Below are 15,703 nucleotides of genomic sequence, written 5' to 3' on the forward strand. Positions count from 1 at the left end.
AGGGCTGTTCCGCGCCAGGGCGGAGCAAGATGGTGCTGGTCTCCGGCGCGACGTCGCGAGATGTTCGGGGCTCTCGATGCCGAGCGGCGCCGCAATCCAGAGGTCGGAGCCTACAACCAGACATTCTGAGAGGGACTGGACCATGCCGGAGCGGATCGTAAGTTTTGTCATGAGCGGGGGCGTCGGCTCACGGCTGTGGCCGCTCTCGCGCGAAGACAATCCCAAGCAATTCCACGACCTTTCGGGCGACGGCTCCATGCTTGCGAAGACTGTCCGGCGCCTCAAGGCGCGGAAGGACGGCGAGACGCCGATCTACCTGATAGCTTCCGAGCGGCATGCCGACCGTGTTATCTCGGACATCGGTCCGCTCGGCCTGAATGGCGGCAGACCGATTTTCGAACCGGTCGGCCGCAATACCGCCGCGGCGGCGGTCATAGCCACTTTGCAGACGATCTCCGAATATGGCGGTGACGCGCTTGTGCTCGTGGTCCCCTCCGACCATCAGATATCGACCGAAACGCAATTCTGGGAAACCGTCGAGGCGGGCATACCCGCCGCCGATTCAGGAAGCATTGTCATTTTCGGCATCAGGCCGACGCATCCCGAAACCGGGTACGGCTACATCGAGGTTACGGCAAATAGTGACGGCGGGGCCGCCGTTTCCGTTTTGCACTTTGTCGAAAAGCCCAATGCCGAGACGGCCCGCAAATATGTGTCTTCGGGAAGATTCTACTGGAACGCCGGCATCTTCCTGTTTCGTGCCGACACGATGCGGAAGGCATTTCTCGACTTCCGGCCGGACATCTGGGACACCGCGGAACGGGCCTATAAAACTGCACGGACCGACGTCTCGGGCATCTACCTGCCCCAGGGCTTCTATTCGGCTGTCCCATCGACGTCGATCGACTACGCAGTCATGGAGCATGCACGCGGTATTGCGATGGTCACGGCTTCCTTCCGCTGGAACGACCTTGGATCGTGGCAATCGCTGCTGGAAGCCAGCCCGACGGACCGCGACGGCAATGTCGTAATCGGCGACGTTGTCGCCCTGGATTGCGGCAACTCCTATCTCCGGAGCCAGGGCAGACTGCTGACAGTCATCGGAATGAAAAATGTGGCGGTGGTGACGACACCGGACGCGGTTTTCGTCGCTCCTGTCAGCCACAGCCAGAATGTCAAGAAAGTCGTCGAACAACTCGAGAAGAGCGGACGACTCGAGACGAAGTTCACGGCGTCGGAAGACCGGGTCATCATCAGCGGGTCATGGCGCAAGCGCGTCGAGCACTGGCTCTTCAACGAAACCCTGCCGCTGTGGTCCACTGCAGGTGTCGACGATGTGTATGGCGGCTTCCACGAGGCTCTCGGTTTCGATGCAAGGCCGCTGGGCAAACCCAAGCGCATGCGCACGATGGCTCGCCAGATTTACGCGTTCGCGGTGGCCAAAGAACGCGGCTGGGTCGGTCCGGCCGACAAGCTCATCGACCATGGCATCGAGTTCATCGCCAGACACGGCCGCACCGATCGCGGTGGCTGGGTGCGCACCCTTAATTCCGACGGCAGCGTGGCTGACCCGACGGAGGACGCCTACGACCATTCCTGCGTGCTCCTGGCGCTTGCCCATGCTCACCGATGCGGCCATCAGGATTCCCTGCAGCTGGCACAAGAGACGTTCCATTTCATCGACACCCATCTCGAGGACGTCAGCCTGAACGGCTTCCTCGAGACCCCCGGCCGGGACGGGGTGCGGTTCTCGAACCCGCATATGCACATGCTGGAATCCTTCCTTGCTTGGCATGGGGTCACCGGCGACCGTGCATATCTCCGTCGGGCGGCACGCATCGTCGATCTCTTTCGGTGCCATTTCTTCGACCAGGAGAGCTGGACGCTTGGGGAACATTTCGATGTCGAGTGGCTACCGTTGCCGGGAAACGAGGGACAGTGGACCGAACCAGGGCACCATTTCGAATGGGCCTCGCTCCTCGTCGATTTCGCGCGGGCGAGCGGGCAGAGAGACTTGGCAGCGTACGCAAGGAAGCTCTATTCGTCGGCGATCGCCAGCGGATTGAACCGGGCCACGGGGCTGGCTTATGCAGCCGTGTCGCGGCAGGGAATGCCCTTCGACCGGCTCTCCCGCAGCTGGCCGCAATGCGAAGCCATCAAGGCGTCCATCGCCCTGGACGGAATTGGCGGGCCCGATCTGAAACCAGAGATCGAAGCTCGTGTCGCCCGCCTCTTCAAATGGCATATCGATCCCGCACCGCTTGGCTTGTGGGTCGACAGGATTGACGAGCGCGGAAGGTCACTGGCGACTGAGGTCCCCGCGAGCATTTTCTACCATCTCGTGACGGCCTTGATGCAGTATCTGGACAAGACCGGAGGACAAGTCGAACCATTCCCGCTACCAGCTTTGGATATGAGCAAGGCCGTTCCGAAGCAGGTTTACGGCTGACCCAACTGTCCGCCATGTGCGAAAACTAGATACCGCGCATGGCGGCGCGACTGGGGTCAGGGAAAACCGCGCCCGACTTCGGCCCAAGGACTGTTAGCCGTCGATTCGGCATGCCGCGGCAAGCGTATACCGGCTTCGTACCGACCGCTCGGACAACCGTCGATGAACGTGTGGAAACAGCCCGTCACGGACTCAGACATGCCTAACAAACGGTTAACCGTCCTCATCGCTGAGCCGGTTGGTAGAGACGAAACCCGCTAGCCGCCCTGAGGTCCCTTCATGGCCCCCCACTGGTTCAACCCTCCGGTCCCCGTCAAGACCGAGCGTCCCGGGATCATCCGCAACGTCAACAATGCCGAGGCAGCCGGCGAGGAGCTGATGAAGTGGACCATCCGTGGCCCTTGGTGGGACCTCGCGGTGCGCGTTTGCATCGCAGTGATTTTCGACGAGATGGAACCTGAGGAGGCCCGCAAGGCATTCCTGGCTGCTGCAAAAGAGGAGGGGACGTTACTCCCCCCAAGGACAACTAGCTAAATTGGATTGCGGTATGAGGTTCTATGTGTCTCTGACCAACACCGCCTTCGCGAAAGGAGCCCGCCGCGGTGAGGGAGAGGCGACGGACCCCCCACAGCGGCTGCACATCCACGAAGAATCGACCGCTGCGAGCTCTAAACCCGCGAGGGCCTACATCGTTCCCTCATCCGCGCCTACGCGAGTTGCGGCTGACTGGGAAGGGACGCCCCGAACATGACAAAGAGAAACAAAGAAGATTATCAGTCCGTCTCCAAAGCAGTTCGGAAACTGATCCGTTCTGAAGACAATCGTCGTCACATGCACAAGCTGTTAAGGCTAGAAGTCGAACCAGAACTGCCGCCGACCCTAGCGTCATTACTCGCGGCTATTGATCGGGCCAAACAGGGGCCGACCGAAGAAGGTGCCTAGCGGGCTGGCTAAGCGTTAAACAGAGGCTCGCTCCGTGCTGGTTTCTCTGATCCCCTCTTAGAAAATTCCTACAAACATTCCCCTTGATTTTTCCCGACAGAGGATCATCAATGTTCCCTTGGGTATTCGCTGAGGTGGAGGCCTTGGATGAACGTTCGGACGAACTGCCGACCCAACAAAGTGACTGCCAATGAGCTTGTTGAAGAGCTGATTTTAGAAGACCGGCGCGGCCAAATCATTTCCGTCAAAGAGACTATCGCAGCGGTGCGTCGAGACGGGCCACATCTGGCGGAAACTGACTGCGATCTGGTGGGGCTTATTGTCGATTTTGCCCCAGCCTTTGGCCTGTTCGTCGCGTTCGACCTTCGCGAATAGCGGCATGGCGCTCTCCATTGGTTCAACCCTCCGGTGTACGTCGGGACGACCGACCCAGGTTGTGGGACGAAAGGCGGATCGAGGAGCGCTCTATAGGGTCGAGAGGGCATGGGAGGTCCTCGCGCGAGCCAATATATCCGATCACCGGCTCAGAAACTCTAGCCAAACATTCCTGACAGTTGCGGCCCAGCACCGTACCAATGTACGATTCATACATGGCATTGATGTCGGTCAGGGAGGGAGTAGAGTCCCCTTCGGCGTGTCCCTGGGGAGGGTTGGCCCATCCGCGCAGCATCCGGTTCAGCCGCTTCCGGCCGGTAAGTCTCCTGCCTGAGTGCAAGCGCCAGTTCACCGAGCCACCGTTCGACCCCATAGGCTTCGATGTCCGCAAAGTCCCGACCATCTGCGCCCGGCGCGCCCTTGTTGGAGCGGCACTGGGCATAGGCGTACGCCAGAATATCCTCGCGGCTGATCTTGTTGTACAGGGCATAGAAACGATAACCGGCTTCTGCCTTCGCTTTCGCATGTGACGCCGTCTGAAAGTTCCTGAACACTTTTCGGAGTTGATAGGTTGCCCAATCGCCAGGTCCCTCTCCGCTTATTGCGTTCGTCTTGAACTGAGGTGCCTTCCCTCCACCGGCGTTACCCGGCTTCAGCGGTACTACGAACCTCTCCGCCACCCCAGGGCGCCCGGCCTGTCCCTCGCGGGCATCCGGTTGGTCATCCCTGACCACGTCCTGGGGCTTCCCGTGTTGCGTGCACTTTCCTTGTGTACATGCTGCCGCCACTACCCCGGTGCAGCAGATGGGCTCAAACGTCGCTCAAATTCACCCATCCGTATCAGCCTTCCCCGAAAGGGCTGTCGGGTCGGCCTGCACATCGACCTTTTCGAGGCTTGCTCAGCGTTCACTCACGTTGCGGCCTGCACACTCGCGCGGTCACCAATTCGTGACCCGCTAATCGACGGCTTCAGCCATTTCGTCACCTCCATGACTGCTCCGATTGCTTCCGGCTGGAGCGGTTGCCGGGTGGGGCTTGCACCCACTGGAAAGTGCCGCCTTGTCACGGCGCACACCCCTAATGGTCATTCCGGAGGCGAGATTGCAGGTCCGAATCGGATTGAGAAAACGGACGTTCGGTCATCCATCTGCGCCGACCGTCGCGCCACCCCGCTGGCGAGACGCCCGTGAGCCTCTTGAAACTCCGACTGAAGGCCGCCTCCGCCGGCGTACAAGCCTACGGTGAAGGCCGCCTTGTCGCCTTGGGACGAACATTGCAAGTCCGGGGAATAATCCTGGGAGGAGTCCTATGACGATTCCGCGCGTGGAAGTGATCACCTTGGTGCAGCGCCGGCGGCGCTGGTCGCGGGCGGTGAAGGAGCGGCTGGTTGCGGCGCGTTCGAGCCAGGCGTCACGGTATCGGAGGATACGCAGTATCGTGTGCCGGCTACGTCAACCGATTTGCGACATCTCCCAAATTTCTCGTGAAATGTTGGGGATAACCGTACTGGCCGCATTGCGACGGAATGGGTGTCCACTACACGATTAGGCCTTGGTGGGGTTAGCCGCAAGAATGTTGAGAGAACGAGGTGCCCATCAATGGCTGCGACGGATCTTCCTGGCGATTGGACCGGACAGTACAAGGGATCGAAACTGAACCTCTCGGGGTTCAAGCTCTCCTTTTCTGACGAGTTCAACACGCTTGATGTCGTGCCGAACAACGGCACCGGCAAGTGGTTCGCGCCGGTACACTCCCCCTACGGGGCCGCCACGTTCATGTCGCCGGTGGGGGCAACGAATCCGTTCTCTGTCTCTGACGGGAAGCTGACCATTACGATGAAGCAGGCGGGCGGCGTCTGGCAGTCGGGAACGATGCAAACGGTTAACAGCGCCGGCCAGGGTTTCGCGCAAGTGAACGGGTATTTCGAGATGCGCGCCGCCTTCCACGGCGGGGCGGGAGCCTGGCCGGCCTTCTGGATGCTGCCGCAGGATACCTCCGTACCGCGTCCTGAGGTCGATATCGTTGAAGCGTATGGCGGCGATCCTGATGGTCATCACCGGGCGGTGCACTTGCGCACTTCGGAAAGTTACGCTCGGGGCGACTATACGCGCCTGGCCGATTCGATGTTCGACGGGGCGTTTCACACCTATGGCGCGAGGATCACGACGGACTGGATCACCGTCTACTATGACGGCCAAGAGTTGAGCCGCTTTCCAATGAGCGAGTTCTTCCGCACGCCACTTTATATGGTGGTCTCGCTGGCCATGAATCCCAAAGAGGTCGAGCAGGCGTCCGGCACGTACAAGATGGTCGTCGACTACGTCCGCGCCTATGCCGCGCCGAACGTGATGGAGCAGCACCTGACCGGGACGGGTGCGGCGGATATCCTGAAGGGCGGCAATTTTGATGACGTTCTGGACGGCAGAGGTGGTGCTGACAGAATGTCCGGCGGTCTGGGCAACGATACCTACCGCGTCGATAACGCATTCGACGTAGTCATTGAGGCTGAGGGCGCCGGAATCGATCTGGTCTCCAGCCTGATATCGTATTCGCTGTCCGGCCGGCAAATAGAGCAGCTCACGCTCACCGGCGTTGCCGACATCGACGCGATGGGTAACGAACTCGACAACACGCTGGTCGGCAACGCCGGCAGGAACCTGCTATCCGGCGGGGTCGGAATCGACAAGATGGAGGGCGGCGCAGGCAACGATACCTACTATGTTGACAATGCGCTCGACCGCGTGGTCGAGGGCGACGCGGCGGGCAACGACCGGGTATTCAGCTCGATCACCTATTCACTGCCCAGCCATGTCGAAAATATGACTCTCACGGGCGTCGCCAACATCAACGCCCAAGGCAATTCTTCCGACAACGAGCTGACCGGGAACAATGGGAACAACCGGTTATCTAGCTATGATGGCGCGGACCGGCTCGATGGCGGGACCGGGGCCGACCTGTTGAATGGCGGTGCCGGCAACGATACCTATTATGTGGACAATGTACTGGACAACGTCATCGACGAAGCGGGCCTCGACCAGATTTTCAGCTTGGTCACGTACTCACTGGCGGTCGATCGCCGGCTGGTAGAAAATCTGCATCTGACCGGAAACGCCAACGTCGGAGCCACGGGAAATTCCCTCGACAACGTGCTCGACGGCAACGACAGCGGCAACAACCTGGACGGCGGCCGAGGCAATGATTCCGTGCTTGGGCGGGGTGGCAACGATGCACTAACGGGCGGTCTGGGCATTGACCAGCTTACTGGTGGCGGCGGCAACGATTCCTTCGTTTTCAGCGCGCCGCTCTCAGTGGCAAACCGCGACATCATCACTGATTTCAACCATACGGCCGATACATTCAGGCTCCAGAATGCGGTAATGCAGGAGCTGGGAGCCACCGGAGCCCTCGAGCCAAGGTATTTCTTCGCTGGAACTAGCGCGCGCGACGCCGACGACCACATCGTCTATGACAAGGCTACGGGTGCGTTGTTTTACGATTCCAACGGAAACGTCGCAGGCGGCGTGACACAGCTCGCGACGCTGACGAACAGGCCGACGCTGCTGGCCGACGATTTTTTCGTGATCTGATCCGGCGCCTACAGCGGTGCGCGTGAAAACGAGATCTCACGGTACACGACAGTCAGGGTGAGAACGGGATGATGTGTTTGGATTGAAGATTCCTCAGCAAAAGGATCTTCGCCCATGCCACTGATTCATTCCGCTCTCATCGAGACGTTAGATTGGCACTTTGCATTGAGCAAGAGCCGGCTTGTGACGCTTGCAGTGCTGATCGCCGGGCTTGCCCAGTCGCGCAGCGTCAACCTTTCGCATCTGGCCGTGCATCTGTGCGGCCCGGTGTGCCATGCCTCGAAATATCGGCGGCTACAGCGGTTCTTCCAGTTCGTCCGGCTCGACCAAGCCGTGGCGGCGCGGCTCGTAGTGTACATGCTCAACCTGGAGCGACGAAAGTATCTGGCGCTCGATCGCAACCAGCTGGAAGCTCGGATCGCGCGACATCAACATCCTGATGCTGGCGATCGTCACAAGGCGCTTCCGGGTGCCGCTGCTGTTTGCCTTACTACCGCATCAGGGCAACTCCGACACGGGTCACCGCATCGCACTGATGCGCCGTTATCTTAGCCTGTTTCCTGCTGCCTCCATCCGCTACCTGCTCGCCGATCGTGAGTTCATCGGCGCCGAATGGATGGATTTCCCCAACGAAAACAATATCCCCTTTGCCATCCGGGTGAAGGTCGACATGACCGTCACCCTCGAGGACGGTCGCTCATGGTCGCTCGCCACGCTCTTGCGGCGCAGGCGGGCCTGATGCGCAACCCTCGTCGGGTACATCAACGGCACAGTAGGCGCCACGCGCGAGCCTCTTCGTCTTGCCGCCAAACGCCTTGGCAACGGCGAATGGCTGATCGTGGCCACCAATCGCCCGATCCGAAGCAGGCCCTCAACGACTACCGAAAGCGGTGGGGTATCGAATGCCTGTTCGGTGATACCAAGACACGAGGCCTCAATCTCGAGGACACCCACATCACCAATCCCGAGAAGTTCGCAAGCCTCATCGTCGTCGTCGTCGTCATGCTCGCCATCACATGGGCCTATCGATGCGCCACCCAGACCCATGGGCATAAAGGCCATACCGCGCAAAAGCCACGGTAGACGGGAGAAGTCGTGGTTCCGTATCGGTCTCGACGCGCTGAGGAACTGGATACTCAACAGCCCCAAAGCAGCTGCCCATGCATGGCTCGCAAAAGCACCCCGACGATCGATTACGGTCTCAAAACACGCCTGAGTCGTGTACCGTGAACGAGATCACCGCGCACCGCTGTAGCTTCTTGTTTGCGCATCGCTTTGTTCGAAAAACCGGTGACCACTTTTTCGAGCGCTGCTCTAGTTCTACTGCGTCATAAACTGTGTTGGATGTCTTTGGCAGCAGGGATATCGTGTGATGTTATTCCTACAACGTCGCTCCGACTGATCCAGTGCCCGTTCGTGACAGCTAGCGAGAACAGCGCCCATAAGCTCCGGCAAGGCCGCTGGTGGCTTTTCCCGTGGTGGGCGAAGGAGATGCCGAACGCCTGATTTCAGGCGTTCGCGATCGACTTCCAGCGCGCCAGCCGCTCTGCGATCAACTCCGCGCGCTGGCGATCGTCGTTTCCGTCCAGGATGGCCAATCCGCCGGATCGGCGCCCAGGTAGACACCGGATGTCCGCGCGTTCACGCCCTCGGGGCCGTCCGAACGGGTCGTAAAATACCCGGCGGCGCGATCGACGCACTCCAGCAGGATCTCTCCCCTACCGCACAATTGCGGTGCGCTAGGGTCGCGGGGCCGTTCTCGGTTCCAGTAGTAGAATACGCCGGCAGGCTCCTTCCTCTCCTTCAGGGCTTCGCTCCAGTATCTGGCGGACAGAGTGCCGTCCTCCAGCCATGAGCGGCCACGCAGCTCCAGCGTACTGTCGAGGGCTCGCGAGATGCGCAGGAGGCCTACGGCGGAAGGCTCCCGCGGGCCCGCGCGCCGAGAGGGAGAATTGCCACCACAGGCTCTCAATGCGTGCGACGCGGCCCTCGCTCTCGATCGCCTTTCGAAGCTTCTGGTTGATGGTCCTCATCTCGGCAGCCTTTGTCGCTTCGCCGTATCGTACGCACGTCAATCCGAGGAGATCGGTCGGAAGCTTCGAACCCCTCGCATGCAGTATGAAGGTTCGGCGCGAGCCGAGGACGCTGCTGAAAGACCGGCTTCGAAGACGACATGGTCGCGCGGAGAAGCCTGGCCGGAACCAGCGGAAGGGGAAGCGTGCAGGCTGGCCGTCGTCCAGTCGTCGCGGGCGAACACGAACGCCGCGAAGTCCACTTCACGCGTAAGCTCGAGGAGACGGGTCAGCGTGGTCGTGCCTGGATTGAAGGATGTCGTCCAGGGATCGACATGCGCGACGTCTTCGAGGCCGCGCGTAAGCGCCTGCACCAGCTTCATCTGCGCTCCCGACGAGCCAAGGAAAATGCGGGGCTTGTTCATCTATTCCCTCACTACAGCAGGTCGTACCACCGCCGTCCCCGCTGCCACCGTGTCTTAACCACGCTGAATGCGCAAGACACGCACGGAAACGATCCCCGCCCGCGGCCGAATCTGTAGGGTACTTGTGGAGAGCAGCCACCGAGAGAACTGCACTTGCGTGCGCGTTCCGCGTTAGGCTGTCGCGACCTGAAATGACCTGCCGAGGTGGAAGGAGCCCCGCTAGGGTCAGGACTCATTGATCCAGAGGATGAAGGCTGCAGCGAAGGCGATCGCCGACAGGAAGGTGTGAGCACATCGGTCGTATCTGGTGTGGATGCGTCGCCAGTCTTTGAGGCGTGCGAACATGTTCTCGATCCTGTGGCGTTGTCGGTATAGGACAGGATCGTAGCTGTGCTGAACACGATGCTTGGCATGGGGTGGGATGCATGGCGTGATACCGCGCTCGACGAGCGCCTGGCGGAAGGCCGCTGAACTGTAGGCCCGATCGGCGAGCAGGGATTTGGCGGCGGGCAAATCCTCGATCACTGCCGCAGCAGTCTTGTGATCATTGGCCTGCCCTTCGCTCAGATGCAGCAGCCGCGGACGTCCCTTGCCGTCACAGACCACTTGCAGCTTGGTGGTCAGTCCGCCTCGGCTGCGTCCGATACATCGGGATAGAGCCCCTTTTTAAGGAGGCTGGCGGCAGTGCGATGCGCTTTGAGATGGGTGGCATCGATCATCAGATTGTCCGTTTCGCCGCCCTGCGCGGCCAGTTCCGCCAGGATGCGGTTGAACACACCCAGCCGACTCCAGCGGATGAAGCGGTTGTAGATAGTCTTGTGCGGACCGTAGTCGGAAGGGACATCTCGCCAGCGAAGACCATTGCGGATCACGAACAGGATGCCGCTCAGCACCCGGCGGTCATCTACACGCGGCACACCATGCGACAAAGGAAAATAGGGCTCGATCCGGCGCATCTGCTCCGGCGTCAACATCAGCAAATCACTCAAGGCGGCACCTCCTGCCACCTTGAATCACCCAACAGAGATCAACTCAACAAATTAATGGGTCCTGACCCTAGTTGGCGACGGCTCGCAAGGGCTAGTCCCGATTTGAACCGCTGAGGACCTTTGCCACCTATGCGCCACCGATCTTCGTCGAGGGCGCATTCATCGCCGCCTCTGGCGGCTTCATCTCCATCGCCGTGGCGATCGGCATCTCGGTCTGGCGGGCGCGCGAGGCGAAGAACGTCGAGACATACGGATCGGCGCGCTGGGCGAAACCGAATGAGGTCAAGTCCGCCGGTCTGCTCGGGCTGACGGCGTGGTACTCGGCATGTTCGATCGCGATTATCTCCGTCACGACGGGCCGGAACATGTTCTGTGCTTCGCGCCGACGAGAAGCGGCAAAGGCGTCGGCCTCGTCGTGCCATCGCTTCTCACCAGGTCGGGCTCGGCCATCGTGCACGATATCAAGGGTGAGAACTGGCAGCTCGCTGCAGGCTTTCGCGCCAGGCACGCCAGGCACGGGCGGGTGCTGCTGTTCGATTCCACGAACAGGAAGTCCTCCGCCTACAACCCGCTTCTCGAAGTGCGCCGCGGCGAGTGGGAGGTGCGTGACGTCCAGAATGTCGCCGACGTGCTGGTCGATCCCGAAGGCTCGCTCGAAAAGCGCAATCACCGGGAGAAGACCAGCCACTCACTGCTCGTCGGGGCGATCCTGCACGTACTCTACTCCGAGCCCGACAAGACGCTGGCCGGCGTCGCGGGATTCCTGTCAGACCCAAAGCGGCCGATCGAGACCACTCTGGCAGCGATGATGACGACGCCGCATCTCGGAGAGATCGGCCCGCATCCCGTCGTCGCCTCAACGGCGCGCGAGCTCTTGAACAAATCCGACAACGAGCGGTCTGGCATTCTCTCCACCGCGATGTCGCTCACGCCGTGCTGCTGCTGGACCGAGCCGGATGGCACACCACCGGCAATCTCGTCTGGCCAAAAAACATCACGCCGATCCTGCTGCCATCGCGCTCTCCGGAGCTCAATCTGGTCGAGCAGGTCTGGCAATATCTGCGCGCCAACTTCCTCTCCAACCGCGTCTTCGACACATATGGCGACATCATCGACGCTGCCTGCGACGCATGGAAAAGGCTTGCCGCAAAGCCCGACGCAATCACCTCAATCGGAATGCGGAAGTGGGCACATTCAGGTCATTTATGAGGGCCGTTGGTATAAGTTAGCGTAGCGCCCTGCCCTCCCCTAGGCCTGCAAAGCCCTCACCCTAGATTCGGCGGCGGCATCTTGAAAAGACATGTACACGGCGGGATTACGCCTGTACGAACATTGGCCCTGCACCGGAAAGCAGACACGCGCAATGCGATTGCGAGCAGACGGGTTCGCGAATGTCGCGATCAACCGTGAGGCTGGTGCACATTCATCTCGACCTATCTTGATCACGCAGGATTACCCCTGCGTACCCGTCTGGCGGCCCCACTTGGAACTACATGCCGGAAAACGGTAGCCATCCATAAAGAAGGGGAACGCTTTCGTCGTAAAGCTGAGCAAGAGGACCATCAAACGTGCTGCCTGATAGTTATCGGCTCTTGGCCGGCGCAGGTTCAAATCAGGGACGCGCAACCACCGATACCGACATTCACTGATCGTAGTGATCTGAAAAAACTGAGCCGCATCTTGTTACCGGTAGTCTTAAGGCCCGCTCCCCTCATCACGACGCTTGGAAGCAGACGACGCACGCCCAAGACTGGCTCGCGCGCAGCGCCGACGGCCGATGGTCGCCAGCCACGTCTCGCCGAACGGCCCCATGTTCACGGCCGTTGGCCGCGTCGAAACCTCGTGATCGAGCGGCAAAAGCGGCAGCACCAGTTCGCCGAAGCGATAGGCTTCCTCCAGATGCGGATAGTCGGGCAGGATGAAGGTATCGATCCCAATGCGCGGTATTCGTCGATCCGCTCCGCCATTGTCGCCGCGTCGCCGACCAGGGCGGTGCCGGCGCCACCGCGCTAGGCCGACGGCCGGCCCTCAGGGTTCGGGCTGATTTCGAGTTTGTCGCGACGGCCCCCGTGCAGCCGGCCCATGCGCGACTGGCCGACGGAATCCATGCGCGAAAACCTTCTGCGCCTTTGAAAGGCTCCGATGACTCAGAAACCCTGCGCTCTCAATTAACCCAATTCTGTCTCATTGGCGCTGACGCCGGTGAGAAGGCGCATATGTCCGGTGCGGCGACTTACGACGCCGACGAGAAGGACTTTACCGAGGGATGCGAGGACGACCGGCACCACTTCCGGTTTCATTGTCTCCCCGGAGCATGCCACGGAGATGCTCGAGCACGTGGGATATGCATCATTGAACGATCAAAGGCGATCTCGCCAAGAGCAACAGACTCTAACGCGGCGCGATTGAGGATCGTCAGCGAGCCGTGGTCGTATCGGGTCATATACCGCCGTTCCCATTCTCTCAGGCAACGATTCACTTTCGCTCGAGAAGCCGGGACCATTGCCGCGAGGTCGGTCTGCGAAATGTGGATACTCAGAGCTCTATCCACGGTAGTCGTGCTGTGCGGCCTCTCTGTCAATCGCAAGAGCGTGCTCGCCAATCGAGTGGATAGGGCACTGGCCGCACTTTGGATCACTCGCTCCTGCGCGTCGTGGGTTGCTTCGCACAAGTACGGGATCACCTTTAATGCGAGATCGGGGTGTTTGTCGAAGACCCTAACCATGAAAGCTACTTCGATTTGCAGCAAGTCGCTGTCCGCAACTGACTCAGCATTCATGTTACTTCTTCGCGTGATGAACAACCTAGTCAGGTCGAAAGTGTCACCTGGACCAAGATCTGCAAAGATGAATTCACGTCCATCCGAGATGGGAGCACTAAGCCGAATTTTTCCTTGAATTATGTAGTAAATATAAATTGGCACGTCGCCAAGGCGAGTTAAGACTTTATTCTTCGGAACCCTTCGTAGAATGGCCACTTTCGCCAGTTCACTAAGAATACCTGGGTCAAATTGCTGAAATAAGCGTATTTTATCGAGCTGTTTGACCCGGACCTCAGCGCCGCAATCTGCCATGGCTCCTGCCCCCCTGATAGGGTAAAGCGCCCCGGTCCCCTAAAGCGTTGCCTTGACTACCTCTTAGAACGAGCCCGATTTCGGGCCGTTCTCGCGCAAGAGCGCTCAGACAGAAGTGTTACCATATTAGGATAGCATAAAATAGGCACTCCTATGTGCCCGGGGTAACAGCGACCCTGTCTCTGAGAGAGTTTAAATCAAATGTGATCGACTGAAAGCCGTTGGGATAACCCCCTTCTATGGGACGGCGTGTGCCATGCCCCAAGAAGGAGAAGGGATACAACAGGATTCGGGGGCTTGTCTCCATGCGGCATGCACCAACCCAGGCGTCGCGTGCGTTCTTGAAGCGGAGCGTAGAACCGCTACGGCTTCCTGTGGGAGCAGTTTGCGTGTTTCTTGCAACTGCTGATTTCCTCTTTGGAGAGACGATACTTCTTGCGTCAAATGACGTCTATCATAGGTACGTCGGCGTGAGCCCGCCAGATATTTGGGAGACGATTTATCTAAGTGTTACCGCCGGCCTATTGCTTGTCGCATTCATGGGGGCCAGAGGCGCCTACACGATCAGTGGCATCCTGGACGATCACCGCGTGATCAAAACACTCTTCACCGGGTGGTTATTCGTTTTCTTTTCAATTCTCTGGCTCGCCTTTCTCACGAAGACGACGTCGACGTTCTCCCGCGGTTCCTTGACGCTGGCGTTTGCGGTCGGATTCCCAACCCTGCTGCCTGGCCACGTGGTTCTAGCGCGTGTGCTGAAACGGCTTCTGGCCGCCGAGAAGCTCGTCCTGCGCACAGTTTATCTGTTTTACGCTGGCGGTCCTGGAATGGAAAAGGGGATAATCGGCAAGCTCGGGCAACAGGGCATCGCGGTTTGCGGTGTTTCGAACATCGAGAACCATGATGGCACGATCGCAGCACGATCGGTGCAAGCCGCCGTCGCAGCTGCGCAGGCTGCGTTCCGTAGTGACCCGTATGGGGCAGTTTATCTCTTTTGCTCTTGGGATCAGCGGAAGTTGATCGCAGGCATCCTGGACGAAATGTCCCGCCTCCCGCTGCCGATCTATCTTTTCGCCGATGCCTACATAGACAAGATTCTGGCCGGATGCCCGCTGCACACCGGCTGGCAGCGAGCCTTCGAAGTCCAGCGCGCGCCTTTGAGGCCTGCCGAACGCCTGCTGAAGCGGTTATTCGACATTGCCTTTGCATCACTGCTACTGCTCTTCCTGTTTCCGTTGATGGCCGTAGTCGCGTGTGCCATCGCGCTCGAGAGCGGTCGCCCAGTGCTGTTTCGGCAGACGCGGCGGGGTTTTTGTGGTAAGCCATTCAATATTTACAAGTTCCGATCAATGACCGTGCAGGAGAACGGTGCGGAAATTCGCCAGGCTCAGCGTAATGATGCGCGGGTTACCCGACTTGGCCGAATATTGCGCCAGTCAAATATCGACGAGCTGCCGCAGTTATTTAATGTGCTTCGGGGGGAAATGTCCCTCGTGGGGCCGCGACCCCACGCCCTCGCTCATGACGATACCTATAGTGCGATTATTGCGAGCTATGCTTATCGCCATCGTGTAAAACCCGGTTTGACAGGCTGGGCTCAGATCAATGGCTTTCGAGGGGAAACGAAGGAGCTGTGGAGGATGGAAAAACGCGTAGAGCATGACCTCTGGTACATACAGTCCTGGAGCGTGCAGCTCGATCTTAAGATAATTTGGACAACCGCTGTACTGGTGCTTTCGGATCGTAATGTCTATTGATGTATAGCAGCTTCTCAGAGACCGTTTTGAAAATCGGCTGACTATGGGTTCCGTCTGGGGCTGGGTTATGATTCAAGCTTTGGATGCGGACAGA

Annotated in this window: 12 protein-coding genes and 3 pseudogenes; 11 read left to right on the plus strand and 4 right to left on the minus strand. The window is 59.5% G+C overall.

Annotation, left to right across the window (positions count from 1 at the left end; all coding sequences use genetic code 11):
- Positions 1 to 142 precede the first annotated feature (142 nt).
- From NKI63_RS14735 to NKI63_RS14770, 8 genes are all read left to right on the plus strand, one after another.
- Positions 143 to 2,449 carry an AGE family epimerase/isomerase gene (locus NKI63_RS14735; RefSeq protein ID WP_352822033.1) on the plus strand — a complete coding sequence of 769 codons (2,307 nt, stop codon included), beginning with the start codon at positions 143 to 145 and terminating at the stop codon, positions 2,447 to 2,449.
- A 279-nt stretch (positions 2,450 to 2,728) separates the two neighbouring features.
- Complete coding sequence (locus NKI63_RS14740) at positions 2,729 to 2,983, plus strand: DUF982 domain-containing protein (RefSeq protein ID WP_352705790.1); 255 nt, start codon at positions 2,729 to 2,731, stop codon at positions 2,981 to 2,983.
- A gap of 213 nt (positions 2,984 to 3,196) precedes the next feature.
- A complete protein-coding gene (locus NKI63_RS14745; RefSeq protein WP_352705793.1) occupies positions 3,197 to 3,391 on the plus strand; it encodes a hypothetical protein in 195 nt (64 codons plus the stop codon).
- 147 nt (positions 3,392 to 3,538) lie between these two features.
- A complete protein-coding gene (locus NKI63_RS14750) occupies positions 3,539 to 3,766 on the plus strand; it encodes a hypothetical protein (protein WP_352705795.1) in 228 nt (75 codons plus the stop codon).
- A gap of 1,598 nt (positions 3,767 to 5,364) precedes the next feature.
- Positions 5,365 to 7,353: a family 16 glycosylhydrolase gene (locus NKI63_RS14755; protein ID WP_352822007.1), complete on the plus strand. Its 1,989-nt coding sequence runs from the start codon at positions 5,365 to 5,367 to the stop codon at positions 7,351 to 7,353.
- Positions 7,354 to 7,467: 114 nt separating this feature from the next.
- On the plus strand, positions 7,468 to 7,905 hold the full coding sequence (locus NKI63_RS14760; protein WP_352822010.1) for a hypothetical protein: 438 nt from the start codon (positions 7,468 to 7,470) through the stop codon (positions 7,903 to 7,905).
- Complete coding sequence (locus tag NKI63_RS14765; RefSeq protein WP_352705800.1) at positions 7,889 to 8,092, plus strand: hypothetical protein; 204 nt, start codon at positions 7,889 to 7,891, stop codon at positions 8,090 to 8,092. The genes NKI63_RS14760 and NKI63_RS14765 overlap by 17 nt, the downstream gene beginning before the upstream one ends.
- Complete coding sequence (locus tag NKI63_RS14770) at positions 8,092 to 8,436, plus strand: transposase (protein ID WP_352822036.1); 345 nt, start codon at positions 8,092 to 8,094, stop codon at positions 8,434 to 8,436. The genes NKI63_RS14765 and NKI63_RS14770 overlap by 1 nt, the downstream gene beginning before the upstream one ends.
- Positions 8,437 to 9,424: 988 nt before the next feature.
- Here the strand turns inward: NKI63_RS14770 and NKI63_RS14775 are convergent.
- Both NKI63_RS14775 and NKI63_RS14780 read right to left on the minus strand, forming a co-directional pair.
- The gene (locus NKI63_RS14775; protein ID WP_352738763.1) at positions 9,425 to 9,790 is read right to left on the minus strand and encodes a TIR domain-containing protein; all 366 of its coding nucleotides are present in this window, start codon (positions 9,788 to 9,790) and stop codon (positions 9,425 to 9,427) included.
- Between the two features lie 225 nt (positions 9,791 to 10,015).
- A protein-coding gene (locus tag NKI63_RS14780; protein WP_352822013.1) for an IS5 family transposase occupies positions 10,016 to 10,779 on the minus strand; the annotation gives its coding sequence in 2 pieces (ribosomal slippage) (positions 10,016 to 10,440 and positions 10,440 to 10,779; 765 coding nt in all).
- Between the two features lie 119 nt (positions 10,780 to 10,898).
- On the opposite strand from NKI63_RS14780, the pseudogene NKI63_RS14785 reads away from it, so the two are divergent.
- Both NKI63_RS14785 and NKI63_RS14790 read left to right on the plus strand, forming a co-directional pair.
- Positions 10,899 to 11,704 (plus strand): annotated as a pseudogene (locus tag NKI63_RS14785) (type IV secretory system conjugative DNA transfer family protein); the annotation flags it as partial.
- Positions 11,704 to 11,988: pseudogene (locus NKI63_RS14790) on the plus strand (transposase); the annotation flags it as partial. The pseudogenes NKI63_RS14785 and NKI63_RS14790, both read left to right, overlap by 1 nt.
- Positions 11,989 to 12,493: 505 nt before the next feature.
- On the opposite strand, the pseudogene NKI63_RS14795 reads toward NKI63_RS14790, so the two are convergent.
- Together NKI63_RS14795 and NKI63_RS14800 are read right to left on the minus strand one after the other, a co-directional pair.
- Positions 12,494 to 12,896: pseudogene (locus NKI63_RS14795) on the minus strand (alkanesulfonate monooxygenase); the annotation flags it as partial.
- A gap of 179 nt (positions 12,897 to 13,075) precedes the next feature.
- A complete protein-coding gene (locus NKI63_RS14800) occupies positions 13,076 to 13,852 on the minus strand; it encodes a Crp/Fnr family transcriptional regulator (RefSeq protein WP_352822016.1) in 777 nt (258 codons plus the stop codon).
- Between the two features lie 389 nt (positions 13,853 to 14,241).
- On the opposite strand from NKI63_RS14800, the gene NKI63_RS14805 reads away from it, so the two are divergent.
- On the plus strand, positions 14,242 to 15,609 hold the full coding sequence (locus NKI63_RS14805; protein ID WP_352822018.1) for an exopolysaccharide biosynthesis polyprenyl glycosylphosphotransferase: 1,368 nt from the start codon (positions 14,242 to 14,244) through the stop codon (positions 15,607 to 15,609).
- Positions 15,610 to 15,703: the final 94 nt, after the last annotated feature.

The sequence above is a fragment of the Mesorhizobium sp. M0410 genome, assembly GCF_040321435.1.
GTDB lineage: Bacteria > Pseudomonadota > Alphaproteobacteria > Rhizobiales > Rhizobiaceae > Mesorhizobium.

Bases quoted from the DNA above. Each gene is read 5' to 3' on its own strand.
- NKI63_RS14745 (WP_352705793.1), top strand. From the start codon at position 3,197: ATGACAAAGAGAAACAAAGAAGATTATCAGTCCGTCTCCAAAGCAGTT.
- NKI63_RS14740 (WP_352705790.1), top strand. From the start codon at position 2,729: ATGGCCCCCCACTGGTTCAACCCTCCGGTCCCCGTCAAGACCGAGCGT.
- NKI63_RS14765 (WP_352705800.1), top strand. From the start codon at position 7,889: ATGCGCCGTTATCTTAGCCTGTTTCCTGCTGCCTCCATCCGCTACCTG.
- NKI63_RS14770 (WP_352822036.1), top strand. From the start codon at position 8,092: ATGCGCAACCCTCGTCGGGTACATCAACGGCACAGTAGGCGCCACGCG.
- NKI63_RS14760 (WP_352822010.1), top strand. From the start codon at position 7,468: ATGCCACTGATTCATTCCGCTCTCATCGAGACGTTAGATTGGCACTTT.
- NKI63_RS14735 (WP_352822033.1), top strand. From the start codon at position 143: ATGCCGGAGCGGATCGTAAGTTTTGTCATGAGCGGGGGCGTCGGCTCA.
- NKI63_RS14800 (WP_352822016.1), bottom strand. From the start codon at position 13,852: ATGGCAGATTGCGGCGCTGAGGTCCGGGTCAAACAGCTCGATAAAATA.
- NKI63_RS14775 (WP_352738763.1), bottom strand. From the start codon at position 9,790: ATGAACAAGCCCCGCATTTTCCTTGGCTCGTCGGGAGCGCAGATGAAG.
- NKI63_RS14755 (WP_352822007.1), top strand. From the start codon at position 5,365: ATGGCTGCGACGGATCTTCCTGGCGATTGGACCGGACAGTACAAGGGA.
- NKI63_RS14750 (WP_352705795.1), top strand. From the start codon at position 3,539: ATGAACGTTCGGACGAACTGCCGACCCAACAAAGTGACTGCCAATGAG.